The 25,018-nt window shown below is 69.7% G+C and carries 20 protein-coding genes and 1 pseudogene; 9 read left to right on the plus strand and 12 right to left on the minus strand.

Annotated elements, in window-relative coordinates:
* Window positions 1–152: 152 nt before the first annotated feature.
* Together ABRP24_RS12520 and ABRP24_RS12525 are read right to left on the minus strand one after the other, a co-directional pair.
* A complete protein-coding gene (locus ABRP24_RS12520; RefSeq protein ID WP_349848510.1) occupies window positions 153–1,439 on the minus strand; it encodes a hypothetical protein in 1,287 nt (428 codons plus the stop codon).
* A gap of 482 nt (window positions 1,440–1,921) precedes the next feature.
* Window positions 1,922–2,854: an NADP-dependent oxidoreductase gene (locus ABRP24_RS12525; protein WP_349848512.1), complete on the minus strand. Its 933-nt coding sequence runs from the start codon at window positions 2,852–2,854 to the stop codon at window positions 1,922–1,924.
* Window positions 2,855–3,209: 355 nt separating this feature from the next.
* On the opposite strand from ABRP24_RS12525, the gene ABRP24_RS12530 reads away from it, so the two are divergent.
* The 6 genes from ABRP24_RS12530 (at window position 3,210) to ABRP24_RS12555 (ending at window position 8,937) form a co-directional block, all read left to right on the plus strand.
* Complete coding sequence (locus ABRP24_RS12530; protein WP_349848514.1) at window positions 3,210–4,577, plus strand: M23 family metallopeptidase; 1,368 nt, start codon at window positions 3,210–3,212, stop codon at window positions 4,575–4,577.
* Between the two features lie 128 nt (window positions 4,578–4,705).
* Window positions 4,706–5,278 (plus strand): hypothetical protein, encoded by a 573-nt coding sequence (locus ABRP24_RS12535; protein ID WP_349848516.1) that lies wholly within the window; start codon window positions 4,706–4,708, stop codon window positions 5,276–5,278.
* 164 nt (window positions 5,279–5,442) lie between these two features.
* A complete protein-coding gene (locus tag ABRP24_RS12540; RefSeq protein WP_349848518.1) occupies window positions 5,443–6,282 on the plus strand; it encodes an ABC transporter ATP-binding protein in 840 nt (279 codons plus the stop codon).
* On the plus strand, window positions 6,279–7,076 hold the full coding sequence (locus ABRP24_RS12545) for an ABC transporter permease (RefSeq protein ID WP_349848520.1): 798 nt from the start codon (window positions 6,279–6,281) through the stop codon (window positions 7,074–7,076). Before ABRP24_RS12540 ends, ABRP24_RS12545 begins: the two co-directional genes overlap by 4 nt.
* 29 nt (window positions 7,077–7,105) lie before the next feature.
* On the plus strand, window positions 7,106–8,308 hold the full coding sequence (locus ABRP24_RS12550; protein ID WP_349848522.1) for a sensor histidine kinase: 1,203 nt from the start codon (window positions 7,106–7,108) through the stop codon (window positions 8,306–8,308).
* Window positions 8,305–8,937, plus strand: a complete 633-nt coding sequence (locus ABRP24_RS12555; RefSeq protein ID WP_349848524.1) for a response regulator transcription factor — start codon at window positions 8,305–8,307, stop codon at window positions 8,935–8,937. The genes ABRP24_RS12550 and ABRP24_RS12555 overlap by 4 nt, the downstream gene beginning before the upstream one ends.
* A 61-nt stretch (window positions 8,938–8,998) precedes the next feature.
* Here ABRP24_RS12555 and ABRP24_RS12560 read toward each other — a convergent pair whose 3' ends face one another.
* From ABRP24_RS12560 to ABRP24_RS12575, 4 genes are read right to left on the minus strand one after another with little or no spacing between them, the layout of a single operon-like run.
* Window positions 8,999–10,327: a hypothetical protein gene (locus ABRP24_RS12560; RefSeq protein ID WP_349848526.1), complete on the minus strand. Its 1,329-nt coding sequence runs from the start codon at window positions 10,325–10,327 to the stop codon at window positions 8,999–9,001.
* A complete protein-coding gene (locus tag ABRP24_RS12565; RefSeq protein WP_349848528.1) occupies window positions 10,324–10,644 on the minus strand; it encodes a hypothetical protein in 321 nt (106 codons plus the stop codon). Before ABRP24_RS12565 ends, ABRP24_RS12560 begins: the two co-directional genes overlap by 4 nt.
* The gene (locus tag ABRP24_RS12570; protein WP_349848530.1) at window positions 10,641–11,924 is read right to left on the minus strand and encodes a hypothetical protein; all 1,284 of its coding nucleotides are present in this window, start codon (window positions 11,922–11,924) and stop codon (window positions 10,641–10,643) included. Before ABRP24_RS12570 ends, ABRP24_RS12565 begins: the two co-directional genes overlap by 4 nt.
* A complete protein-coding gene (locus tag ABRP24_RS12575) occupies window positions 11,921–12,238 on the minus strand; it encodes a hypothetical protein (protein WP_027465158.1) in 318 nt (105 codons plus the stop codon). Before ABRP24_RS12575 ends, ABRP24_RS12570 begins: the two co-directional genes overlap by 4 nt.
* 181 nt (window positions 12,239–12,419) lie before the next feature.
* Here ABRP24_RS12575 and ABRP24_RS12580 point away from each other — a divergent pair.
* Both ABRP24_RS12580 and ABRP24_RS12585 read left to right on the plus strand, forming a co-directional pair.
* A pseudogene (locus ABRP24_RS12580) lies at window positions 12,420–12,752 on the plus strand (DNA-binding response regulator); the annotation flags it as partial.
* A gap of 22 nt (window positions 12,753–12,774) precedes the next feature.
* Window positions 12,775–14,379, plus strand: coding sequence for a DHA2 family efflux MFS transporter permease subunit (locus ABRP24_RS12585; protein WP_349848532.1), 1,605 nt, complete (start codon window positions 12,775–12,777; stop codon window positions 14,377–14,379).
* Window positions 14,380–14,584: 205 nt separating this feature from the next.
* Here ABRP24_RS12585 and ABRP24_RS12590 read toward each other — a convergent pair whose 3' ends face one another.
* From ABRP24_RS12590 to ABRP24_RS12615, 6 genes are read right to left on the minus strand one after another with little or no spacing between them, the layout of a single operon-like run.
* A complete protein-coding gene (locus tag ABRP24_RS12590) occupies window positions 14,585–16,714 on the minus strand; it encodes a glycoside hydrolase family 36 protein (protein ID WP_349848534.1) in 2,130 nt (709 codons plus the stop codon).
* Window positions 16,711–17,604: an ABC transporter ATP-binding protein gene (locus tag ABRP24_RS12595; RefSeq protein WP_111023915.1), complete on the minus strand. Its 894-nt coding sequence runs from the start codon at window positions 17,602–17,604 to the stop codon at window positions 16,711–16,713. The genes ABRP24_RS12590 and ABRP24_RS12595 overlap by 4 nt, the downstream gene beginning before the upstream one ends.
* Window positions 17,601–18,557 (minus strand): ABC transporter ATP-binding protein, encoded by a 957-nt coding sequence (locus tag ABRP24_RS12600; protein ID WP_111055606.1) that lies wholly within the window; start codon window positions 18,555–18,557, stop codon window positions 17,601–17,603. Before ABRP24_RS12600 ends, ABRP24_RS12595 begins: the two co-directional genes overlap by 4 nt.
* Window positions 18,554–19,594 carry an ABC transporter permease gene (locus tag ABRP24_RS12605; protein ID WP_111023919.1) on the minus strand — a complete coding sequence of 347 codons (1,041 nt, stop codon included), beginning with the start codon at window positions 19,592–19,594 and terminating at the stop codon, window positions 18,554–18,556. The genes ABRP24_RS12600 and ABRP24_RS12605 overlap by 4 nt, the downstream gene beginning before the upstream one ends.
* Before the next feature lie 14 nt (window positions 19,595–19,608).
* Window positions 19,609–20,598: an ABC transporter permease gene (locus tag ABRP24_RS12610; RefSeq protein WP_071247140.1), complete on the minus strand. Its 990-nt coding sequence runs from the start codon at window positions 20,596–20,598 to the stop codon at window positions 19,609–19,611.
* Window positions 20,599–20,632: 34 nt separating this feature from the next.
* Window positions 20,633–22,318: an ABC transporter substrate-binding protein gene (locus ABRP24_RS12615; protein WP_349848538.1), complete on the minus strand. Its 1,686-nt coding sequence runs from the start codon at window positions 22,316–22,318 to the stop codon at window positions 20,633–20,635.
* A 116-nt stretch (window positions 22,319–22,434) separates the two neighbouring features.
* On the opposite strand from ABRP24_RS12615, the gene ABRP24_RS12620 reads away from it, so the two are divergent.
* Window positions 22,435–24,969 carry a glycoside hydrolase family 2 protein gene (locus ABRP24_RS12620; protein ID WP_349848540.1) on the plus strand — a complete coding sequence of 845 codons (2,535 nt, stop codon included), beginning with the start codon at window positions 22,435–22,437 and terminating at the stop codon, window positions 24,967–24,969.
* Window positions 24,970–25,018: the final 49 nt, after the last annotated feature.

Genomic DNA, 25,018 nt, shown 5'->3' on the forward strand with positions numbered 1-25,018 from the left:
GAGATCCCTCGGCTCGACCACGTACGAGCCGTCATACTGCTCCTTGAGGCCATTGAAAATCAAGCTTACCTCGTACCAGATGGCATCTGAAACGCCTTCGCGGATTAGTGAGACGACGGGCGGACTACCGCTCACCGCGGCGTGGATACGGTTCACGCTTCGCCCCCTTCCGTTTCAAGTCGGGAGCGGAGTCTCTCCAGATCAGTCGTAATGCCTTCGAGAGACGACTCCAGGGAGCTACGGTACGAAGCAAATTCGACGTCGCCATCCACATCGGCAAGGACTTGAAGCGCAGACCGGAGATTTTTTGCGGCTTGCTCAACGAGTGTTTTCGGGCGCGCCATGCGATTCTGCCCCGCGGTTCGACGACTAGAGGAGTCAAGCCCAACCCTCACCGCCGCTTTAACCACTGCTGCGACTTCCTGTGGCTCGAGCTCACGTCCATTCACGAGGACCTTTTCATCCTTCCGATCCAGCGAAGTCACCGTCAAATCGAGCAGACGCTCTGTGACACTTCGTGTTGAAGGTTTGACCTCCGAATCCTCGGCCAAGAGATCGACTCCGACCGGCAATTGCCCAGATTGGTCCGGCTCGCTCTGCGCCCAGAGAGACGAATCCGCTGCAATCGCTTTGCCAATCTCGTCTCCATCCTTGAGCTCCGGTAGGACATCCCGCATGACCCACTGATCGCGTGCGGAACGAAGGATGTGCACTGAGCTTTCACCGTTGTAGTACGCCAGCAGCCAGCCGCGAATATGCTCATCCGCCTCCGAGCGGCCGACGCTTTTCTCGATTTCATTGACGTCCCGCAGCAACTCTAGCCAGTTTTGCTGCTGACTCTTCTCCGACACGAAGGAGGTGATGGGCTGAGCAGGCGCTGTCAGTGCACGGGCTCGATGCATGAGCGCGAGCACTTCCCGCAGCTCTTTGATGCGCTTCGCTCCTTTTGTCTCTCGCAAGGACGTTGCGATTGCCCTATCCGACATTCCTCCCTCGGAGTGCAGCTTATTGATCATCATCAGCTTGCTCACAAGGTTATACTCATCCTTATGCTCTTGCTGTTGCTGCAAAACACTCTCGAGTCCAAGCTCTTCGCCATTCGTCGTGTCAGGCGGGAGTACAGCAACTCGTATCGTACTTGCGCTTGTGACCCCTTCGTCGAAAAGCTCACGCAACAAGACGCAGCGTGTGTTCGCGTTGATAAGCTTGCCTGAGCGGGTAATCAGCCCAGCAGTATCTTGACCCTCAGCGCGCAGGCTGTTCTTCAGGTCGTCTGCGTGGCGATGCGCCCGCCGCACCATACCTGAAACGATTTGCTGCGATTCTGCACTTTCAGGATCCGCAAGTATGGACTCCCGAGAGGGGTGGTCTTCGAGCAGAGGCGCTATTCGGAAGCTATCGGTGTTCAGAACTGGGATGCCAACCGGAAGCTCGATCACTGGCAGAATACGTGAAGAGCTTCTGAATGGGATTCGGTCCGTGTCAGCGGCTCCAGGCGCTAGGTCCTGATACGCCGCAAGTGCTTGCGTAATTTGGTCGGCTCGAAGATCGGCACTCATTCCACACCCCTTGTAGTTCCTCGAATCGTAACAAGCTCGATCCTCAGTGAGTAGTCCGCCACGCTGCAAGGGCACATGGCGCAGACGCAGACGCAGACGCACCAAGATCATGGCTCACCCCTCGGTTGGACCTCGACGCCCCGCGGAGCCCGCATTCCATTTAGTCCGGGTGCTGGACTTGATCGTGTGTCCGGGCTCGAACCCAATCTGCGTATCTCGGGAGCGGCAAGCGGTTTCTGTAGCGGCGAAGAGGCAGCGGTGGTGTGCGAACTAGCACAGCCCTAGAGCTGCGCAGCCACCGAACGACGAAAGGCACGGCACCAACCGGCACCGCGCCTCCCGTCCATCACCGCGTCATTAACTCACCAGGTCAGCACGAACCGCCCCCGCGTCCCCCCGGCCTCCAGCCGCTCATGAGCCTCCACAGCCCGAGCAGCCGGCAGCACCTCAGCCATCCGCGGCGTCAACGTCCCACTCTCCACCGCGTGCCGCAGCTGCTCGAGCTTGTCGAACGACCGGTACTCCGAGAACACCATCACCTGCACGAACTCGATCCCCCGAGCCCCATTGCCCTGCCACCCCCGCACGTCGAAGAAGACTCCCCCGTCGCGAACGGCGTCCACCACCTCGTCCCGCTGCACGGCAGCATCGGCGAGCGCGTCGACCCCGTCCGGCACGAGCTCCCGGACAGCGGAGGCGAAGGAAGCACCCCGTGGCACCACGTGGTCCGGCCCGAGCGACCGGACCAGGGCTTCGTCGGCCGGAGCAGCATCCGCGATCACGGTCAGCCCGGCGGCCTTCGCCAGCTGCACCACGTAGTTCCCGAGCAGCCCAGCGGCCCCGGTCACGGCGAGCGTCTGCCCCGGCGCGAGCGAGGCGTGCGACAGGATCTGCAACGCCGTCAGCCCGTTCATGGGCACGGTCGCCGCAGCCTCGATCGACGTCCCGCGAGGGATCCGCGCGAACGACCCCACCGGCGCGACGAGCTCCTGCACGTAGGCGCCACCGTGGGCGCTGAGCGGCAGCGCCATCGCCATGACCTCGTCGCCGACCTGCCAGCCGGTGACGTCGGGCCCGACCTCGTCGATGACGCCGGCGGCGTCCATCCCCGGCACGTACGGCGGCGAGGCCTGCGAGCTGTCCCGCTGCCCGGCACGCACCCCCGTGTCGGTCGGGTTCACGGCGAACGCCTGCACCCGGATCCGCACGGACCCCGCACCGGCGTGCGGCTCCGACACCTCGTGGACGGCGAGGGCCTCGGGCCCTCCGAACTGTTCGACTCCGACGACCTGCATGGTCCCGGTCTACGCGCACGTTGCTTGACGCAACCTGACGCGACCACCCCACGGCCTGGAGGCCCGGCACCAGCCCGCCCCGTCGGCTTAGCTCGGCCGATGGACGGGACCCGGCGAGACGAACGCGCCGAAGACCGCATGGCCCGTTCGGGGGGTGGAAATGGTGTTCTACTCCCTGACAGAGTTCCAACGGCCGCCACCGTCGGCGGTCGTTGAGGGGAAACACATGAAAAAGATTCTCGCCTTGTCGGCGACGGTTGCCCTGGCAGCCGGATTGAGCCTGATCGCTGTGGGACCAGCGCAGGCAGCAACGGGGGATGTCATCGTGCCGGCGTCCGGAACGGTGACGGGGTACGTGGGGGCCCATTGCGATGGCACGCCGCACTCGGGCATCGACATCGCCGCTTCGGGTGGTTCGTCGATCGTCGCGGGCGCGGCCGGTACGGTCCGCACGGTCATCAACAGCTCGGCTACGACCGGCTACGGAACCTACGTGGTGATCGACCACGGCGCGGGCTACCAGACGCTCTACGGACACATGATCAACGGCAGCCCGCTCGTCTCGGTCGGGGAGACCGTCACGAAGGGCGAGCGGATCGGTTCGGTGGGGACCACTGGCAACTCGACCGGCAACCACCTGCACTTCGAGGTGAAGCGTGACGGAACGAGTCAGACCGGACTGAACGACTACTTCACCTGCGGTCGCTCCGTCAGCCAGGGCACACCGATCCCGTGGTCGTTCCCGAACTTCCCGGGCACGATCGTCCAGTCGCACGTCGCTGTCCGAGCGAACACCGGCACGCTGTGGACGTGGACCGGCGAGGCGGGCAGTGAGGGCTTCGCCGCGAACTCAGGGCGAGCCGTGCAGGAGGGCACGTCGCCCGCCATCGCCTCGACCGGCACCGATTCCGCTGCCGCGTTCGCGGCCCCGGACGGCTCGCTGATCACGTGGCGAGGGAAGGCCGGGCAGACGGGGACCGCGGGTTCGGCGAACGTCGGCATGAAGCTCGGCACGAGCCCGGCGATCGCTTCACTCGGTGGGGGCCAGTACGCGGTCGCGTTCCAGGCCAACACCGGCGAGCTCTGGACCTGGACGGGGACGCCCGGGTCGGCCGGGACGGCGATGTCCACCGGCTACGGCATGAAGGCCGGCACGAACCCGTCGATCACGACGGTCGGCAGCGGCGTTTCCGTGGCGTTCCAGGCGAACAGCGGCAAGCTGCTGACCTGGTACGGCACCGCAGCCCAGAAGGGCACCGCAGCCGACACCGGTCTCGGCATGAAGGACGGCACGAGCCCCTCGGTCACGCGCGTCAACGGCTCGACCATCGCGGTCGCGGCGCAGGCGAACACCGGCAAGCTCTGGGTGTGGAGCGGGACGCCGCGCACTGCGGGTCTCGCGAAGGAGACCGCGCTGGGCATGAAGGCGGGCACGAACCCGTCCATCACCCTCGTCGGTTCCCAGCTCGCCGTTGCGGCGCAGGCGAACACCGGCGACCTGTGGACCTGGCGCGGTGCGCCCGGTGACGCCGGCTTCGCACACACCGCGGGTGTCGGCATGAAGGTCGGCACCAGCCCGGCCGTCGACACCGTCGGCGGTGACGTCGCCGTCGCCGTGCAGGCCAACACCGGCTCACTGTGGACGTGGGTCGGAACCGCGGGCACCGACGGATTCGCCCACACGGGCGATGTCGGGATGACCGCGAGCCCGAGCATCGGCTGATTCCTCTGCCCGACCGTGCCCGCCGATCACCACGATCGGCGGGCACGGTCATGTCGCACCACCCCGCCCCGCGCCTCCAGCCCGTCACGGGGTGTGGTCCACGGCACCCGGTGCGCCATGCTGGCACGGTGCGTTTCGACGAACTCCTCACCCGGTCCGACGGTCCCGCGATCGCCGAGGAGCTCGCCGCCCTCCGCCGACCCGCACGGTACGTCCTCGAGGGCATCCACCAGGAGTCCCGGCAGAAGTTCTGGCAGTTCCGTGTCGACATCGACGAGCCCGCGCAGACCTGGACCTTGGTCCGACAGCGTGCCAAGCCGGTCTCCTACCGCGACGGCGTGCTGCACGAGCCCGACGACGGCCCGATCGACGTGTCGTTCGCCCGGGGCATGGTCTCGTCCCCCGTCGTCCGGATGGCAGCGCCCGATCTGATGCTCCGGTGGGGTCGCGCCACGGACGACGTCCACCCGATCTTGATCCAGCACATCGGCGAGCACTCGATCCTGCTGACGTTCGAGCACCACGAGGACCCGGCGTCCCGCTCGACACTGGTGATCGACGAGCGCGACGGCATCGCTCGCCGTTCGTACGAGCACGGCGAGGCCACGATCATCACGAGCGTGCGGACCGCGGAGCCCGACGAGGTCCTGCCCCGCGCCCGCTTCGTGCCACCGACGGACTGGATCCGCCCGCAGTACTGAAGTCGTGACGGTTCCGGTTCACGATCCCCGACGATCGCGAACCAGAACCGTCACCGGCCGGAAACCGAACCACCTTCCCCGCCGGCACCATCCCCCGATCGGACGATGCCGACACCACCGCCCCGGTCGATCCCCCACGGCGACCCGGCGGCGAAGCTGGACCCATGCCCGAGTCCCCCGCCATCGAGGTCCAGCACCTCGGCAAGCAGTACGCCACCGGCAAACGTGCCGTGGACGACGTCTCCTTCACGATCGACCGGGGCGAGACCTTCGCGCTCCTCGGCCCCAACGGTGCCGGCAAGTCCACGACGGTCGAGATCCTCGAGGGGTACCGCTCCCGCACCGCCGGAGAGGTCCGCGTCCTCGGTCACGACCCGGCACGGACGAGCCGCAGCCACAACGCACGCATCGGCATCGTCCTGCAGACCAGCGCGGAGTCCCCGAACGTCACCGTCGCCGAGCAGCTGAACCACTTCGCGACGCTGTACCCGAAGCACCGCAGCGTCGAGGAGCTCCTCACCGCGACGGGGCTCGAGACGCAGCGCAACGCCCGCATCAGCCGCTTGTCGGGTGGCCAGCGCCGCCGCGTCGATGTCGCCCTCGGCATCATCGGTCGCCCGGAGGTCCTGTTCCTCGACGAACCGACCACGGGCTTCGACCCCGAGGCCCGCCGGCAGTTCTGGGACCTCCTGCGCCGGGTGCAGCACGAGGGCACGACGATCCTGCTCACCACGCACTACCTCGACGAAGCCGCCCAGCTCGCCGACCGGGCGGCGGTCATCGCCGACGGGAAGCTCCTCGACCTCGCCCCCATCGACGAGATCGGCGGCGCCGAGGCCCGCACGCCCCGGGTCCGCTGGCGGGACGACGACGGCGGACACCACGACGAGCGCACGACCGACCCGACGGCGCTCATCCGCAGCAGCACCTCGCCCATGCACGACCTCGAAGTCATCCGTCCGTCCCTCGAGGACGTCTACCTCGACATGGTGGGCCAGCAGTGAAGACAGCGACCAGCCGCATCTCGTACGAGATCCGCACCTACTTCCGCGCTCCCGACGCGGTCTTCTTCACCTTCCTGTTCCCGATCATCATGCTGGCGCTGTTCTCGGTGGCGTTCTCCGGCGCCGCTGACATCCAGGCCGGTCCGGACGTCAGCGTCGACTACGCCACCTACTACCTGCCCGGCCTGGTGGCGACGGGCATCCTGCTCTCCGGCACGCAGTCGCTCGGCGTCGACATCGCCACCGAGCGCAGCGACGGCACGTTGAAGCGCCTCGGCGGCACACCGCTGCCCGTCCTGTCGTACTTCGTCGGCAAGATCGGCATGGTCCTCGTCACCACGCTCGTTCAGACGGCCCTACTGCTGGCGATCGCGAGCCTGGTGTTCGGCGTCGACCTGCCGACCGACGCGAGCAACTGGGGTGTCTTCGCCGGGGTGATGGTCCTCGGCATCGCCACCAGCTGCGTCCTCGGCATCGCGGTCTCGGCGCTCCCCCGCGAGGGCCGGCGCGCCACCGCCACCATCGTCCCGATCGTCCTGGTGCTGCAGTTCGTCTCCGGCGTCTACCTGCCCTTCACGCAGCTCCCCACCTGGTTGCAGGACGTCGCGTCCGTCTTCCCCCTGCGCTGGATGGCGTCCGGCATGCGGTCCGTCTTCCTGCCCGGTGCGTTCGAGTCGGGTGAGCCGGGAGGCGCGTGGCACCTCGGCCTCGGCGCCCTCGTGTTGGCAGCGTGGCTGGTCCTGGGCACGGTGGCCTGCCTGCTGACGTTCCGGTGGAACCGCAAGGACGCCTGATGGCGCCCCGCTGGTGGGATGCTGGGCACATGAGCGGTGAGACGTGGATGCGCAACCGGTGGCTGCACGTCTTCTTCGCGGCCACGATGCTCCTCACCGCCGTGATCACCGTGTTCGGGTGGTCCCCGTGGTCGATCCGCTGGCCGGCCTACACCGCGGTCGTGGTGCTCGTCGTCGCCTACGCCGTGTTCGGCCACCGCGGCTACGACAGCGCCCGTGCCGCCGCGGCCTTCCTGCCGCTGGTCCTCGTCGCCGCCCTGGTGCTGCCCGCCATCGTGCCGAGCACCGCGTTCGTGCAGTGCATCGCGTTCCCGCTCGTCTGGGTGCAGTCCGAACGGGTCCGCACCGCCGTCCTGCTCTCGGTCGCGGTCGGCGTCGCGAGCGGCATCGGCCTGCAGGTCTCCGGCGGCCAGGACGCCCTCGTCAGCACGCTGCTCATCGAGGGCATCAGCGTCATCGGTGCCTGTGCGATGGGCGTGTGGATCTCGAGCGTCGCCGGCCTGTCCGAGGAGCGCCGCCAGCTCCTCGACGAACTCCGCGCCACCCAGCAGTCCCTCGCCGATGCCCACCGCAGCGCGGGCGTCGCGAGCGAACGGGAGCGCCTGGCTCGCGAGATCCACGACACCGTGGCGCAGAACCTCGCCGGCATCGTCATGCTCACCGAACGTGCCCGCAAGGACCTGGCGAACGACCGCGGTGCCGCGCTCGACGAACGACTGATGGTCCTCGAAGAGTCCGCGCGTGCCGCCCTCGAGGATTCCCGCGCCCTCATCGCCGCCGGGGTCGCCGGTGCCACGAGCGGCAGCCTGGCCGGGGCCCTGCACCGTCTGGCGGAGCGCTACACCCGCGAGACCGGCACGCCCGTCGCCGTGGACGCGACCGACGGCCCGCTCGACCGCGACGCCCAGGTCGTGCTGCTCCGGGTCGTCCAGGAGTCCCTCGCGAACATCCGTGCGCACGCCGATGCCGGCTCCGTCCGCATCGTCCTGCAGCACGCGCCCGAACGCGTCGGCGTCCGTGTGACCGACGACGGCGTCGGCTTCGACACCGGCGTCCCGACGGCCGGGCACGGTCTCCGGGGCCTCCACGAACGGTTGGCGCTCTCCGGCGGTGCCTGCACGATCACGAGCAGCCCTGGCGGCGGCACCGTCGTCGACGCGAGCCTGCCCACCGGACCCGAGCCGAGCCTCCCGGCCGTCGATCGTCACCCCGTGGCGGAGGTGACCCGGTGATCCGCGTCGTGGTCGCCGACGACCACCCGATCGTCCGGTCGGGCATCGTGGCCCTGCTGCAGGACGCCGACGACGTCGAGGTCGTCGGCCAGGCCAGCGACGGCCGCGCCGCGGTGACGGTGGCGCTGGCCGAACGCCCCGACGTCGTGCTCATGGACCTCCGGATGCCCGTGCTCGACGGCGATGCGGCGACGGCGGAGATCCTCGCCGCCGCCCCCGGCGTCCGCGTCCTGATCCTGACCACGTACGAGTCCGACGACCAGATCCTCGCGGCCATCGAGGCCGGCGCCACCGGCTACCTGCTCAAGGCCGCCCCCGAGTCCGAGATCCTCGCCGGCGTCCGGGCGACCGCACGGGGCGAGACCGCACTCGCGCCCTCCGCGGCCGCAGCGCTCGTCCGCCGAGCGACGGGCACGCTCCCCGCCGCGGCCGGCCCTTCGCTGACCCCGCGCGAGCTCGACGTCCTGCGCCTCGTCGCCCAGGGCAACAGCAACCCGGCGATCGGCCGCGCGCTGTTCCTCAGCGAGGCCACGGTGAAGACGCACCTCGGCCACGTCTTCGAGAAGCTCGGCGTGAACGACCGCACCCGCGCGGTGACCCGGGCGATGGAGCTCAGTCTGCTCCGCTGACACCTCGTCGATCTATTCGCTCTTGACGAAGCTGAGTTCGAACGGCGAGGATCCGCCCGGACTACTGAGCCTTCGACCCGTCCGGCGCGCGGAAGACCGCCAGCACGGATCGGAGGACGGACCCGGACGGCATCGGCTCCAGCCGCACCCGTCCGTCGTCCAGCACGTCGCGGCGGAACCATCCAGCAGCACCGGCAGCGATGACGTCCAGCCCGTACGGCGTCCGGTCTCCCCACAGACGGAGGCGGATCCAGACGGGCTCACGCCACAGGCGATCTGCCACGAACCCGGAGATCGGGGCGGCACCGTCGGGCATCCCGACTGACGCGATCCGTGCGTCGACGACCTCCGCCGGGAGGACGAGTTCGTCGTCGCTGGCGATCGCCCAGGCCGGCGATACCCGCGCCCAGGCGAGCAGGTGCCCGACGGCGCGGCCCGCGGGCACCACGTCGTACTGCGCGATGGTGTCGTCACGCAGCCGGTCGTCGACCAGGTCGGCGACGTTGCCTCGTGCGCGCACCAGCGCGGTGTCGCCGCCGAGCCACATGCTCCACTCGACCGAGCGACCAGCGTGGTCCGCCGCGGCTCCGTACCGGTAGCCGGGTCGTTCGAGCAGGTTCGCGATCCGCTGCCCGTCGCCGACGAGCGCACCGAGCGCGCCGGTGAGACCTGCCTCGGCGAGTTCGACGCCCTCGGGCGACCGGCGCTTCCCGCGCGAGATGATGCCCCGGCCCCGTAGCGACCACAGGTGCTGGAGCGCTTCGTCGCTGAGCATCCAGCGGCCCACCGGGCGGGGCTGGGCGAGGACGACACCGTCGAGGGCTTCGAGTGTCGCGCCGATCCGGCCCGATGCGCCCGGATCGATCCGTGGCGACGCCGACGGGTTGTCGTCGGGGACGTCGGAGTGGTCGATGCGTCCGGTCGAGGGGTCGTCGTCCGCCCCGGTGTCGGCGATCGATGCCGCTGCCAGCACACTCCGGAAGAACGGGACGAAGTCGATGAACTCCTCGACCGCACAGCTGCCGGTGACGTGCACCTGGTGTCGACCGATCACGGCGATCCACTGGCGCACCAGCACCGTGGTGTGCTCCGCTTCGTAGCCCCACTCGACGGTCCGGGACGGCACGCCGAGCACGTCGTCGAGGTCGTTCGGTTCGACCGCGAACACCTGTGCGCGAGGCTGCAGCGCGAGGATCGACGCGATCGCGTTCGACGACACCACGTGCAGTGGCGCCTCGGCGAGCGCCGTGGTCAGCACGATGTTGGGGCGGAACCTCGCATCGGGGACCTCGGGCGCGGCGAGGACGACGACGTTGTCGGACGACTCGATCCGTTCCCAGTTCGACGGCGATGGCAGGCTCAGCGGCCCGACTTCGGTCGGGGCGCTCACCGTTCACGCTCCACGCGGTACCAGCGGGGCTGAAGCCGTCGCGGCACGCCGGACAGCAGGATCCACAGGCCGAGCGCACCGGTCACGGCTGCGGCAATCGCGAACACGAAGGAGAACCCGAAGACCGGCGTTCGGATGAAGCTCGCCGCGAGTCCCATCGACAGCACTGCGAGTCCCAACCAGAACCACCCGAAGACGACGTTCTGGTGGAGCCGACCGATCCACGAACGCCAGACGCCGGCGTAGGCCAGCGCTCCGAGGCCGCCGAAGAGGAGCCCGATGGCGAACAGCACGACGACGAACCCGAGCGGGGTCATCCGAACACCTTCTTCCACGTGTCTCGCACCCATCGCTGGGCTTCGGACCCATCGTAGAAGTTCTCCTTGCCCCAGGTGCCGAGTGCTTCGCCTGCTTCGCCGCCCGCCCAACCTCCGGCAGCACCGCCGACGACCCCGCCGACGGCTCCACCGAGTGCGCCCACACCGATCGTCCCGATGACCGGCAGGACGACCGTGCCCCCGCCCGCTCCCACTGCCGCACCGGCAGCGGCACCGACCGATGCGCCGACGGACGCTCCGATGGTTCCGAGGATGACCGAGGGCCCGCCGACGATGACGACGTTCTCGAGGCTGCTCTCGATGCGCTGTGAGGTCGACCACTCCGGGTGTTCTTCCTCGTCCTCGACCCACTGCTCCTGGCCGGCGGAGTAGAGGGTGAGCGCGGCGCCACCGATGCCGAGCGCTTTCCCGAGGTGCTTCGCCCAGGTCGGGAGCGCACCGCGCGACACCTCGGGATCGGTGACGAACGTGCTGTGACTCGACGTCGGTCCGGTGAGCCGGAGTTCGGGCGGCGTCGGAGGATGCGGCGAAAGCACACCGCTCGGCGTCTTCCAGTACTTGACGCCGTTCTCCATCTCGTCCCACATGGGGATCGTCAGCTGCACGTTGATCGACGATTCCGGCACGATGTGGATGCGCCGCCACCGCTCGAGCGCGCCCTCCGCGACCGACGATCCGACACCGACACCGGTGCCGACGACACCGGATCCGCCGACGACTTCGACGAAGGACTGCACGGCGGTCTTGCTGTACTTCTCGAGCCGACCGAGTGCGTCGGCGCAGTCCTGGTCGGCCTGCTGCGCGTTCGCGTTGAAGGTCGCGATGAGCTCTCGGACGTGACTCGACGACGTCGCGGGATCAGGGCCGGGGGTCGGGGACGGTGTGGGTTCCGCGCTGTTCGAATCGGGCTGCTGCGCCGCTTGCCGCTCCGCCTCGTTGGCATCGGCGATGTCCGTGAGGATCGAGGCCCGTCGGGTCTCCAGTCCGGACACGGTCGACGCGTAGGTCTGCAACGCCGTCGCCGCGAAGTCCGCGTTCTGCTTGATCATCTCGGCGATGAGTGCAGGGTTGTTCATCGCGTCGAGCACGATGTCACGTTCGGGCGTCTGGTAGACGTCGGCGGCGGCGAGTCCCTTCCACTCGGTCGACACCGCCTCGACCCGCGCGACGACGTGTGATCCGAAGGTACCGAGCGCTGTGGCCGCCGATTCGAGTGCAGCAGGGTCGGGCAGTTCCTGCAGGTCGCTCGTGGAGATCACTGCGGGATACCGTTCTCGTAGGTCGCCGCCATCTGCTCGTCGCCGGCCTCGTAGGCGCCGATCGCTTGTCGCGTGGCACTGATCGCCCGCTCGATGTGCTGCTGCGCGGCGAGCAGGTCGATCTCGAACGGGTTCGACTGGATCGACGCGAGCTTCGCCGCGGTCGAGGGCCCGTGTCCGCCGAGCGCCGCGAGGGCGTCGCTCAAGGCCGACACGAGGTCCGTCTCGAGGGTCGGGAACTCCTGGGTCTGCCCTTCCGCGTTGTCGATGGCGCCGCGCGCGGGTCCCGGGTCGATTCGCCAACCATCAGTCACGTTCTGCTCCCCCTGTCGTGATGCCCGTCCACGATAACGAGTCCGGCGCGCGCGGGCGAGTTTCTGTCGCTCACCGCTGGTCGTCCCCGGGATCATCCAGAGGACACCGTCCGCGTTCACGTGCCTCCCCGTCTTGCAAGGCCGATGTCCTCCATTGCACGGTCGATCGGAAGGCGGCATCGTCCTGATCCTGACCACGTACGAGTCCGACGACCAGATCCTCGCCGCCATGGAGGCCGGCGCCACCGGCTACCTGCTCAAGGCCGCCCCCGAGTCCGAGATCCTCGCCGGCGTCCGGGCCACCGCACGGGGCAACAGCAACCCGGCGATCGGCCGCGCGCTGTTCCTCAGTGATGCCACGGTGAAGACGCACCTCGGCCACGTCTTCGAGAAGCTCGGCGTGAACGACCGCACCCGCGCGGTGACCCGGGCGATGGAGCTCCAGCTCCTGCCGCGAGTCCCCGGTCCGCCCGTCACCGGAAGCGGGTGTACCGTCAGGTCGTCAGCATGCTGATCATCTGAGAGGAACCACCGGAATGAGCGCTCCCGCCGCAGCACCACCCACCACGCCGGACCGTCGTCGCTGGCTCGGCCTGGTCGTGATCAGCCTCGCCGTGGCGCTCATCATCGTCGACTCCACGATCGTCAACGTCGCGATCCCGAGCATCGTCGCCGACCTCGACATCGGCTCGACCCTGGTGCAGTGGGTGCAGGAGAGCTACACGCTCGTGTTCGCCGCCCTGCTGCTCGTCTTCGGGTCCGTGGCCGACCGGTTCGGCCGCCGACGCCTGCTCACCACCGGCGTCATCGTGTTCGCGGTGGCGTCGGTGCTCGCCGCGCTCTCGCCGACCGGTGAGCTCCTCGTCGTGTCCCGCGTGCTGCAGGGCATCGGCGGCGCGATGGTCCTCCCCACCACGCTCTCGATCCTCAACGCGACGTTCACCGGCCGGGAGCGTGGCATCGCCTTCGCCGTGTGGGGCTCGACGATCGGCGGCATGGTCGCGGTCGGCCCCCTGCTCGGCGGCTGGCTGACGACGGACTTCTCGTGGCGGTGGGCCTTCGGCATCAACGTCCCGATCGTCGCGGTCATCCTCGTCGGGCTCGCCGTCGCCGTACGGGAGTCGCGAGAAGCCCGGCACACCGGCCGCATCGACCTCGTCGGAGCGCTGCTGTCCGTGATCGCGAGTGCCGCCCTGGTGTTCGGGCTCATCGAGGGCCGCACCTACGGCTGGTGGACCCCGTCGTCGACGTCGCTCACCATCGGCTCGTGGTCGTGGGACGGCCCGATCTCCCCGATCCCCGTCGCGTTCGTCGTGGCCGTCCTCGCCGGAGTCGCCTTCGTGGTCCGTTCCCTGCGCCGTCAACGAGCCGGACGCTCGACCCTGATCGCACTCGACCTGTTCCGCATCGGCTCGTTCCGGAACGGTTCCGTCGCAGCGCTCATCGTGTCGCTCGGCGAGTTCGGCATCATCCTGTCGCTGCCGCTCTGGCTGCAGAACGTGCTCGGGTACTCCGCCCTGCAGACCGGCTTCGTGCTGCTCGCACTGGCGATCGGTTCGTTCGTCGCGAGTGGGTTCGCCGCCACGGTCGGGCAACGCGTCGGAGCACTGCCGATCGTCCGGATGGGCATCGGCGCCGAGATCGTCGGGGTCGCCGCGATCGGGTTCGTCGTGACGTCGTCGACGCCGTGGTGGGCGATCGTGCCGTGCCTGTTCGTCTACGGGTTCGGCGTCGGGCTCGCGACGGCCCAGCTCACCGGTGTCGTACTGCAGGACGTCCCGGTCGAACGCAGCGGTGAGGCGTCCGGGGCCCAGAGCACCGCGCGCCAGATCGGCTCGGCGCTCGGCATCGCCGTCCTCGGCACCGTCCTGTTCACCTCGACCGGCAGCATCCTGGAGCACCGCCTGCAGGACGCGGGCACCCCGGCCGCCACCGCGACGAAGATCGCCGACGCCGTGGTGCAGTCCTCCGGCGGAGCCATCTCCGGCCTCGACGGGGCCACCCGTGCCGACGCCGCCGACGCGTTCTCCGACGGCACCCGCGCCGCCGCGTTCTCCGCGGCCGGCTTCCTGGTCATCGGCCTCGGCGCCACCCTGCGCCTCCGCGCTCCGCGACGCCCCGACGACGAGGAGCAGGTGTGACCGGAGACCCCGTCCTGCAGCGCTCCTGACGGTTCTGGTTCACGATCCCCGAGGATCCTGAACCGGAACCGTCACCGCGCGGACACGAACCCGCGTGCCCCGCGCCGTGGACGCGACCACCGACGAAACGGGAGGCACGGTGCCTGCCCGCACCGTGCCTCCCGTCCGCTCCGGCGCGCGCCCTGCCATCGCGACGCGCGCCCGCTCAGGCCTCCGCGTCCGCCTCCTGCGACCGGACGCGGAGCACCCGCGCTGTGGGGGTCGACCCGCCGTTCACGACCTCGAGCGAGCCCGAAGCGGCGTCCCACGCCACGGACCACGACCCGAGTGCCGTCGGGAACAGCGACTCGACGACCACCGCCTGCCCGGCGAACGCCGGCAGCGACAGCGACACCGACGCCGACGCCGACGCACCGGGTAGCGACCACACCGACAGGTACAGGTCGCCCGAGGCGGTGTGCAGGCCGAGTGCGACCCACGGGTCCTCCCAGGCGGGCAGCCCGAGGGGCCAGACCGGGACGGACCCCTCGACGACGTCGAGGACCTGCCGGTGTGCCGCGATGGCGTCACCGACCACCGCGCGCTGCGACGACGTCATCTCGTTGAGGTACCCGGACAGGTACATCCGCCCGAGCACCCCGTTCACGAGCGACAGCGTGAACAGCTCCGGGTCCATCGTCGGCGCCGGGTACGCCCAGTTCCCCGCCTGCTCGGGCAGCATCGCGGCGGGAGCGGCGGCGGCGATCGTGGCGGACAACACCGGGTCCTGCTGGTCCGACGTCGACTGCATGTGCAGGCGGGACAACACGGCCCAGTCGGCGCGCATCGCTCCCGAGGCGCAGTTCTCGATGAGCAGCGCCGGGTACCGCTCCTGCACCGCGTCGAGCCAGTCGAGCAGCGCCCGCTGGTGGTCGAGCATCCCGGCGAACGGCCCCGTCATGGTGTTGTTGTCCATCTTGAAGAACGTCACCCCGAGCTCCCCGACGAGCCGGTCGACCACCGCGTCGAGGTGCGCGCGGGCCTCCGGCGAGCGCAGCTTGAGCAGGTGCCGCCCGTGCTCCGCGACCCGGACCCCGTGGTGCTCGACGAACGCGGCCGGCGGCAGGGTCGAAGCCAGCGGCGAGTGGATGCCGATGACCTCGGGTTCGAGCCAGAGGCCAGCCTGCATGCCGCGCGCACGGATGTGGTCGATGACGGCCCCGAGCCCCGTCGGGAACCGCGACGCCGCTTCCTCCCACGCTCCGACGGTGTCCCACCAGTGCCCCTCGGCGTACCAGCCGGCGTCGATGCAGAACAGGTCCGCTCCGGCGTCGGCGGCCGCGTCGATGAGCGGCAGGAGCTTCTCGGTGGTCGGGTCGCCCATGAGCGTGTTCATGTAGTCGTTGAACACCAGGGGCAGGGCGCGGTCGGCCTCCCGCACGTGCCGGAACGCCCGACGCTGCCGGGTGAGCACCCCGAAGGCGTCGTCGATCGACCCGGCGATCCCGACGGACACCGGCACCGAGGTGAACGGCTGCTCGGGCGTGACGACGGTGGTCCACTGGTGTTCCTGGTCGGTGGGGCCACTCACCAGCAGGTACGCGTGCCGCCGGGTCTCCCCGAGCTCGTACAGCCACGGCCCGTTGTGCTCGACCTGCCAGACGAGCGCGTACGGAAGCGACACAGCGTCCTCCGCCCGCAGCACCCCGATCGGCAGCGCCTCGCCCGTCGACCACGAGCCGCGGTTCTGCACGACGGCGCGGCTGCGGGGCGGGTGGTGCTGGGCCTCCCGGTCGATGCGCGCAAGCCCGATCGACCGCAGCGGATCGGTCCGCCAACGGCTCTCCGCTGCCCAGTCGTTGTCGGCGTGCACGAGGGCGAGCTCGTCGACGGTGGCGCCCGAGTCGGTCAGGAACGCCCCGGTCGCGAACGACGAGACGAAGTCGACGACGTGCTCGCCGTGCTCGGCAGACACCTCGGTCCACGTCTGGAACGCGGGCACGCCGGCGCGCGCCCGGAACACCGACTCGGCCTGGAGGCCCGTGGCCGCGTCCGCCTGCACGATCCGGAACCACAGGTCGGTCCCGTCGTCGTGCACGTGGTGCGACACGGGGCGCAGTCGCGCCCCGATGGTGGAGTCCACGTGCCGGAACCCGCCCGGGAACCGCCCGTGCCCGATCGTCGTCAGCTCGACGAGCGGCTGCGGGTCGTCCGGCCCGTCGGCGAGCGCTCTGCCGGCCGACGCTCCGCCGGTCGGCACGAACGACACGAGCGCCGCGGGCTGGTCCGCACCGACGCGGAACCGTGCCGCGAACCCGTCGGTGACCCAGTCGACGAACGTCGGCCCGTTGCTCATCGCGCCCCGACCGGTGCGGGCTCGCTCGACACCCAGTCCCCGACCGTGTGGTCGTAGCAGGTGGTGTTGTCGATCTTCGTCCGGTCGAGCGGCGGCCCCGCGGTGATCCGGCGCTCGGTGCGCTCCGGGTCGGGGGCGGCCTCGGCGAGCAGCCGGGTGTAGTCGTGGTGCGGGTCGAGGATGACCGCGTCCGACGGACCCCGCTCGACGACCCGGCCTCGGTAGAGCACGAGGATCTCGTCGGAGAAGTGCCGCGCGGTCGCCAGGTCGTGCGTGATGTAGAGCACGGCGAGCTCGTCCTCGCGCTGCAGCCGGCCGAGCAGGTTGAGCACGCTCAGGCGGATCGAGACGTCGAGCATCGACACGGGTTCGTCGGCGATGAGCACCTGCGCGCCCGGGGCGAGTGCACGGGCGATGGCGACGCGCTGCCGCTGCCCGCCGGAGAGCTCGTGCGGCCGCCGCGACGCGAAGTCCTCGTCGAGGTTCACCCGGCCGAGCAGTTCCCGTACCTTGTCGGCGGTCTCGTCGGCGCCGCGGGCCCGGTGGTGCAGCTGCAGCGGCCGGGCGATGTGGTGCTCGATCGAGTGGAACGGGTTGAGCGAGGCGAACGGGTCCTGGAACACCATCTGCACGTGCCGCCGGTACATGCTGCCCTCGACGGGGGTGCCGTCCTCGAGCCGCACGTCGATCGAGCCACGCGTCCTGGTCTCGAGCTTGGCGAGCATCCGCGCGATGGTGGACTTGCCCGAGCCGGACTCCCCCACGAGCGCGACGGTCCGGCCGGGCAGCAGGTCGAACGACACGTCGTCGACGGCCCGCAGGGTGGTGCGCTTCAGGCCCTTGCGGGTGTGGAAGTCCTTGCCGAGGTGGCTGACGGTCACACTGGTCATCGGTCCGTCTCCTGTGCTGCCTGGACCACGACGGCCCGGGTGTCGGTCTCGGGTTCGGCGCCGTCCTCGACCCCGGTGCGGATGAACGCGCCGCGGGCTCCGGACAGGCTCGGGAACGACTGCAGCAGCTTCCGCGTGTACGGGTGCTGCGGGTCGTGCTGGATCACGCTGGCACGGTCGCACTCGACGACCTCGCCGCGGAGCATGATCGCGATCCGGTCGCTGATCTCGAGCAGCAGCGGCAGGTCGTGCGTGATGAACACGACGGCGAACCCGAGCTCGTCGCGCAGTCGGACGATCTCGCGCAGGATCTCCCGCTGCACCACGACGTCGAGCGCGGTGGTCGGCTCGTCCATGATCATGATCTGCGGTTCGAGCAGCATCGCCATCGCGATCATGACGCGCTGCCGCATGCCGCCCGACAGTTCGTGCGGGTACGCGGTGATGCGGGACGGGTCGACGCCGACGCGGCGCAGGGCGTCTTCGGCGATCGCCCGTCGTTCCTTGCGGGGCAGGCCCTTGCGGTGTTCGACCAGGGCGTCGTCGAGCTGGGCGCGGATCGTGGTGACCGGGTTGAGCGCGTTCATCGCCCCCTGGAACACCATCGACAGTTTCGACCACCGCACGGCCCGGAGCTGCTCGTGCGGCAGGCCGAGCAGGTCGACGTCGGTGCCGTCGCGGTCGTGGAACGTGATGCTGCCCGACGTGACCTTCGCCGGCGGCCGGTGCAGCCGGGTGATGGCGTACGCCAGCGTCGTCTTGCCGCAGCCCGACTCCCCCGCGAGCCCGAGGATCTCGCCGGGCGCCAGGGTGAGCGAGACGTCCTTGACGGCGTGCACGGGGTGCTCGGTCTCGTAGACCACGTCGAGGTGGTCGATCGTCAGCACGGCCGGCCGGCGGCCGTCGCCCGTGACGTCGGAGGTGACCGGTCGTGCGGTGTCGGTGGCGCTCATCGGGCGACCCCCTTCGTGTCGTGACCGGCGGTGGCGACGCGGGCCGGGCCTCCCGAGCGGGCCGCACGCTTCGCACGACGGTCGCGCCGTCGCTGCGCACGCACGTTCGCGAGTCGCGGGTTGATGACCTCGTCGATCGAGAAGTTCACCAGCGACAGGCCCATGCCGAGCAGGGCGATGAGCAGGCCCGGCGGCACGAACCACCACCAGGCGCCGTTCGCCAGCGCGAAGCCGTTCTGGGCGTAGAAGAGCATGGTGCCGAGCGTCGAGGAGTTCGACGCCCCGAGCCCGAGGAACGACAGCCCCGCCTCCCCGAGGATCGCGGCGATCACCGCGAACACGAACTGCGACGCGAGCACCGGCAGCAGGTTCGGCAGGATCTCGACGGCGATGACCCGCCAGGGCCGTTCGCCTGCGACCCGGGCGGCGGACACGTAGTCGCGGTTGCGGATCGACATCGTCTGCGCCCGCAGCACCCGGGCGGACCCGGCCCACGACGTGATCGCCAGGACGACCGCGATGGTCCACAGCCCGCGGGCCTCACGCGGCACCAGGCCGGAGATGACGATGACGAGCGGCAGGCCGGGGATGACGAGGAACACGTTCGAGAACAGCGAGAACGCCTCGTCCATGATCCCGCCCAGGTAGGCGCCGAGGATGCCGAAGAACGCGGACAGCACCGTGGCGAGGACGCCGACGATGAGCCCGATCTGCAGGCTGCCCCGGGTGGCGAAGGCGAGCTGCGCCAGGACGTCCTGACCGGTCTGGGTGGTGCCGAGGACGTTCGAGCCGCTCGGTCCCTGCAGCCCGGTGTCGCGGATGGTGGTGGGGTCGCCGACGAGCAGCGGCCCGATCACCCCGAACAGCGTGACGCCGGCGACGAGCGCGATGCCCGTGACGAGCCACGGGGTGAGGGTGGGCAAGAACCTGCGGATGCCGCCCTTCGACGCGCGCCGGGTGGCGATCGACGTGGTGCTGTCGGCCTCCTCGGTCAGCGCGCCGATGGTGGGCTCGGTCTCCTGCTGGATGTTGGTCATGGTCGTCTCCTCCCCTAGCTCCGGGCCCGCGTGCGCGGGTCGATCAGTCCGTACAGCAGGTCGACGACGAGGTTCGCGCCGAGGACCGCCAGGGTGATGAACAGGAAGATGCCCTGCATGAGCGCGTAGTCGTTGTTCGTCACGGCGGACAGCAGCTTCGACCCGATGCCCGGGTACGAGAACACCTGCTCGGTGACGACGGAGCCGGACACGATGAACCCGAGGGAGATCGCGAACCCGGCGACGGACGGCAGCACGGCGTTCCGGGCGGCGTAGTTCCGCAGGATCTTGCCGTCGGACAGGCCCTTCGCCTGCGCGGTGGTGATGTAGTCCTCGGACAGCGTCGACACCATCATGTTGCGCATGCCGAGCAGCCAGCCGCCGAGCGATGCGAGCACGATCGTCACCGCCGGCAGCACCCCGTACTGCACCGCCGAGACGATGAAGTCCCAGTTGAACCCGGGCGTCAGGATGACGTCGTAGCCGCCCTGCGCCGGGAACAGGTGGAGTCCGGTGGCGAAGAAGTACACCAGGATCAGCGCGAGCCAGAAGTACGGCACCGCGGCGAGCAGGGTGGTGGCCGGCACGAACGAGTCGAGCCAGGTGCCGGGCCGCCACCCGACGAAGGCCCCGAGGCCGACGCCGATGATCGCGGCCACGATGGTGGCGATCCCGACCAGGGCGATGGTCCACGGCAGCGAACTGCCGATCACCTCGGTGACGGGTGCCGGGAAGTAGCTGACGGACACGCCGAGGTCACCGCGGAACACGTTGACCAGGTAGTGGCCGTACTGGGAGATGAGCGGCTCCGAGGAATCGCCACCGAGGAGCAGCTCGTACGCCTCCCGGGTCGCCGGGGTCACCTGCCCGCCGCGCTGCTGGAGCTTGGCGAGCAGGATGTCCACCGGGTTGCCGGGCAGGAGCCTGGGGATGATGAAGTTCAGCGTCAGGGCCGCCCACAGTGCGACGACGTAGAAACCGATCTTGCGCAGGAAGTAGGTCATCGTCGAGTGCCCCTCGGTCGCGATCCCATCGGTGTCAGCCCTTCGCCGGCTTGAGCGCCTTGAAGATCTCGGCGTTGTCCGGGCTCGCCCAGACCGCCGGGAACGCGTACAGGTCGTCCTTCGTCGGCCAGCCGGTGAACTTCGCCGCGTGGAACTCGCTCGTCGTGCCGCCGGTCATCACGGGGATGTAGGGCAGGTCCTCGACGATGTGCTCCTGGATCGTGTCGAGCTCGGGCTGGGTCGCCGCGGTGTCCTCGGGGTTGATCGTGGCGAGCTTCGCGATGGCCTTGTCGACGTCGGGGTTGCTGTACCGCGAGATGTTCATCGGGGCCGCTTCACCGACCTTCGCGGTGTTGGCCGTCGTGAAGTAGTTGTTGTACAGGTAGTACGGGTTCGCCGTCGGGCCCTGGCCGAGCGAGTCGATCGCGAGCTCGAAGTTGCCCTTGGTCTTCTTGTCGGTCCACTCGTTCCACGACGACTGCTGCGCCTTGAGCTCGATGCCCGCGGCCTTGAGCTGCTGCGTCATCGTGTCGATCGCGGTGATGTAGTCGGTCCACCCGGTGACGACCTCGACCGTCAGGGACAGCTTCTTGCCGTCCTTGGCGTAGATGCCGTCGGAGCCCTTCTTCCACCCGGCGTCCTCGAGGGTCGAGGCGGCCGCGTCGGTGTCGGCGGTCTCCGGCATCACGGCCGGCTCGATGTCCTTCGAGATGGTGTCCTTCTGCGTCGTGGTGAGCGCGAAGGTCGGCGAGATCTCGCTCGCCGTGTTCTCGAACGCCAGCGAGTTGAGCTGCTTCCGGTTGATGGCGTCGGCGATCGCGTGGCGGACGGCCGGGTCGGTCTGCGGGCCGGCGCAGCCCAGGTCGGTGTTCGCGCAGGTCAGCAGGGCCATCTGGTTCTGGCCGACGGTGATGCCGTCGTAGCCGTTGTAGTTGGCGGGGATGTCGTCCATGTTCGGCACCGGGCCGGTCTGCCAGTCGATCGACCCCTGCTTCAGTGCGTCGGCGCCGGCGGTGTTGCCGGAGAGCGACAGGTAGCGGATGGTCTTCACGGCCGGGGCGCCGTCCCAGTACTTCTTGTTCGCCTCGAGGGTGAACGCCTGCGCCTTGAAGGTGCCGAGCGTGTACGGGCCGGTGCCGACGGGCTCACGCACGACGTCGGTGGTCGGGTCGATGTCCTTCCACAGGTGCTCGGGCACGATCCAGGTCTTGCCGAGCAGGTTCGGGCCGAGCACGAACGACGGCTTGTCGAACGAGACGACCACCTTGTCGTCGCCGTCGGCCTTCGCGGTGCCGTCGTAGCCGATCGAGTTCAGGGCCTTCTGCTTCTTGAGCATGTCGAGCGTGAACACGACGTCCTTCGAGGTGAAGGGCTCGCCGTCGCTCCAGGTGGCCCCGTCGCGCAGCATGATGGTGAGCTGCGTGCCGTCGTCGTTCCACTCGTAGGACTTGCCGAGCAGCGGCTTCGGGTCCTTCGTGTTGACGTTGGTGATGAAGAAGAGCGACTCGTAGATCGTGCCGACGCCGCCGATGTTGGACGGCGACCACGGGTTGAAGTTGATCTGGTAGTCGCCGGACTGGCCGGTGTACGCCACCAGGGTCGAGGCAGCGGCGTCGTTCGTGCTGGCGGTGCCGCTGGAGCTGCAGCCGCTGAGCGCGAGGCCGGCTGCGAGGAGAACGGCGCCGCCGATGGCGAGCCGTGAACGGGTTGGGTTGAACATCGTTGTCCTCTCGGTCTGCGTCGTCGCAGGGTCCACGTTGTGAGCGTGATTGTTACACGCGTAAACTAAGGCGGTCAAGGGGTCGGGTCACGGCCCCGTAACGATGAGGAGACGCAATGGAGCGGACCACCCTGGACGGCACGTGGACCCTCGAGGCGGTGACCGGGCCCGAGCAGTCGGCGGAGCACCGCGAACCGGTCGAGGCGCAGGTCCCCGGCTGCGTGCACACGGACCTGCTGCGGGCCGGCCGGATCCCCGACCCGTTCGACGGCGACGGCGAGGCCGCCACCCAGTGGATCGGCGACACCGTCTGGCGCTACCGCCGCACGTTCGAGTGGACCGCGCCGGACGAGACCCGCCACGACCTCGTCGCCGAGGGCCTCGACACCCTCGCCACGATCGAGCTCAACGGCATCGTCGTCGCGACCACCGCCAACCAGCACCGCTCGTACCGGTTCCCCGTCGGGCACCTCCTCCGACCGGGCACGAACGAGCTCGTCGTCACGTTCGACGCGCCCGTCCCCGCAGCCGAGCGTCTGTCCGCACTGCACGGCGGCGAGCTGCCCCACGTCAACCACCACCCCTACAACGCGCTCCGCAAGAACGCGTCGAACTTCGGGTGGGACTGGGGCGTCGACGTCGCCACGAGCGGCATCTGGAAGTCGATCGGCATCGAGTCCTGGAGCGGCGTCCGCATCGCGGCCGTCCGCCCGCTCGTCAACCTCGACGGCACCACCGGGGTGCTGACAGCCCACGTCGACGTCGAGCACGCCGGCTCCACCGGCTCCTTCTCGCAGGCGATCGGCAGCGCGCCCGTCGCGTCCGCGGACGGTTCCGCGGGCACCGGCCTGAAGGCCCGGATCACCCTGGCCCCGCACCCCGCGTCCGCAGGGCACCCGGGTTCCGACACCGCCGGCCGGGTGGTCGGCGCGCGCCCCGTCGTCGACGGCGCGGCGACCGTCCGCCTCGAGGTCCCCGACGTCGCCGTCTGGTGGCCCCGCGGCGAGGGCGACCAGCCGCTGTACGACGTCCGGGTCGAGGTCGGCGACGACGTGTGGACCGGCCGCGTGGGCTTCCGCACGGTCACGCTCGACACAGCTGCCGACGCCGGCGGCGCGCCGTTCCTGCTGCGCGTCAACGGCCGTCCGGTCATGGTGCGCGGGGCGAACTGGATCCCCGACCACGCCTACCTGACCGAGATGACACCCGAGCGGTACGCGGACCGGATCCAGGACGCGATCGACGCGAACATGAACCTGCTCCGCATCTGGGGCGGCGGGATCTACGAGTCCGACGACCTGTACGACCGGTGCGACGAGCTCGGCGTCCTGGTGTGGCAGGACTTCCTGTTCGCCTGTGCCGCCTACGCCGAGGAGCCCTGGCTCGCCGACGAGGTCGAGCCCGAGGTCCGCGAGGCCGTGACCCGCCTCAGCCCGCACCCCTCGCTCGTGGTGTGGAACGGCAACAACGAGAACCTCGTCGCCTACGCCGAGTGGGGCTGGCGGCCGTCGCTCGTCGGCCGGACCTGGGGCAACGGCTACTACCGTTCCCTGCTCCCGTCGATCGTCGCCGAGCTGGACCCGACCCGGCCGTACACGCCGGGCAGCCCGTTCTCGTTCGACGAGTACCTGACGCCGAACGACCAGCGGAACGGCAGCGTGCACATCTGGGACGTCTGGAACCGGCTCGACTACCGCGCCTACGCCGACTGGGAGCCGCGGTTCGTCGCCGAGTTCGGGTTCCAGGGCCCGCCGGCGTGGTCGACCCTGACCGCGGTGGTGCACGACGAGCCCCTCGACCCGGACGGCCACGAGATGCTCGTGCACCAGAAGGCCGACCAGGGCAACCGGAAGCTCGCCGACGGCATGCGCGGGCACCTGCCCGAGCCGGCCTCGATCGAGGACTGGCACTTCGCCGCGCAGCTCAACCAGGCGCACGCGATCCGCTTCGGCATGGAGTGGTTCCGCTCCCGCACGCCCGACAACACCGGCATGGTCGTCTGGCAGCTCAACGACGACTGGCCCGTGGTGTCCTGGGCCCTCGTCGACCACGCCGGCATCCGGAAGCCCGTCTGGTACGCCGTCCGGCAGGCCTACCAGCCCGTGCTGCTCACCGTGCAGCCGTCGTCCGGTGGCCAGGGTGGGCTCGACGTCGTCCTCGTCAACGCGTCCGGGGCGTCGGTCGCCGACGAGGTCACGGTCTCCCGCGTCGCCTTCGACGGCACCGTGCTCGAGTCGTCGTCGTTCACGCTCGCGGCCGACCCCGCCGATGCCGCCCGGGTGCAGCTGCCGTCGTCGCTCGCGGTGCCGGGCGACCCCGGTTCCGAGGTCCTCGTCGTCACGGGAGCCGGCACCCGCACGGTGCACGACTTCGCCGAGGTCGTCGACCAGGCGCTCGAGCCCTCGCCCCTGTCGACGGTCGTGTCGGCGACGGACGACGGCGCGACGGTCACCGTGACGGCGACGGCGTACGCGCGCGACGTCTCGCTGTTCCCCGACCGCGTGGATGCGGCCGCCCGCGTCGACGACGGGTTGGTGTCCCTGCTCCCCGGCGAGTCGGTGACCTTCACGGTGACGGGTGCGCCGGGCATCGCCGCACAGGAGCTCGTCCACCCGCTCGTCCTCCGCCACGCGGGTTCGCTCCTGCCCTGACCGGGGCGTCGCGCTGACGGTTCCGGTTCACGATCCCCCCGGGTTCGCG

The organism is Curtobacterium sp. WHRI 8282, assembly GCF_040223925.2.
Classification (GTDB): domain Bacteria; phylum Actinomycetota; class Actinomycetes; order Actinomycetales; family Microbacteriaceae; genus Curtobacterium; species Curtobacterium flaccumfaciens.

Bases quoted from the DNA above. Each gene is read 5' to 3' on its own strand.
- ABRP24_RS12525 (WP_349848512.1), bottom strand. From the start codon at position 2,854: ATGCAGGTCGTCGGAGTCGAACAGTTCGGAGGGCCCGAGGCCCTCGCC.
- ABRP24_RS12540 (WP_349848518.1), top strand. From the start codon at position 5,443: ATGCCCGAGTCCCCCGCCATCGAGGTCCAGCACCTCGGCAAGCAGTAC.
- ABRP24_RS12550 (WP_349848522.1), top strand. From the start codon at position 7,106: ATGAGCGGTGAGACGTGGATGCGCAACCGGTGGCTGCACGTCTTCTTC.
- ABRP24_RS12565 (WP_349848528.1), bottom strand. From the start codon at position 10,644: ATGACCCCGCTCGGGTTCGTCGTCGTGCTGTTCGCCATCGGGCTCCTC.
- ABRP24_RS12585 (WP_349848532.1), top strand. From the start codon at position 12,775: ATGAGCGCTCCCGCCGCAGCACCACCCACCACGCCGGACCGTCGTCGC.
- ABRP24_RS12590 (WP_349848534.1), bottom strand. From the start codon at position 16,714: ATGAGCAACGGGCCGACGTTCGTCGACTGGGTCACCGACGGGTTCGCG.
- ABRP24_RS12595 (WP_111023915.1), bottom strand. From the start codon at position 17,604: ATGACCAGTGTGACCGTCAGCCACCTCGGCAAGGACTTCCACACCCGC.
- ABRP24_RS12600 (WP_111055606.1), bottom strand. From the start codon at position 18,557: ATGAGCGCCACCGACACCGCACGACCGGTCACCTCCGACGTCACGGGC.
- ABRP24_RS12605 (WP_111023919.1), bottom strand. From the start codon at position 19,594: ATGACCAACATCCAGCAGGAGACCGAGCCCACCATCGGCGCGCTGACC.
- ABRP24_RS12610 (WP_071247140.1), bottom strand. From the start codon at position 20,598: ATGACCTACTTCCTGCGCAAGATCGGTTTCTACGTCGTCGCACTGTGG.
- ABRP24_RS12615 (WP_349848538.1), bottom strand. From the start codon at position 22,318: ATGTTCAACCCAACCCGTTCACGGCTCGCCATCGGCGGCGCCGTTCTC.
- ABRP24_RS12620 (WP_349848540.1), top strand. From the start codon at position 22,435: ATGGAGCGGACCACCCTGGACGGCACGTGGACCCTCGAGGCGGTGACC.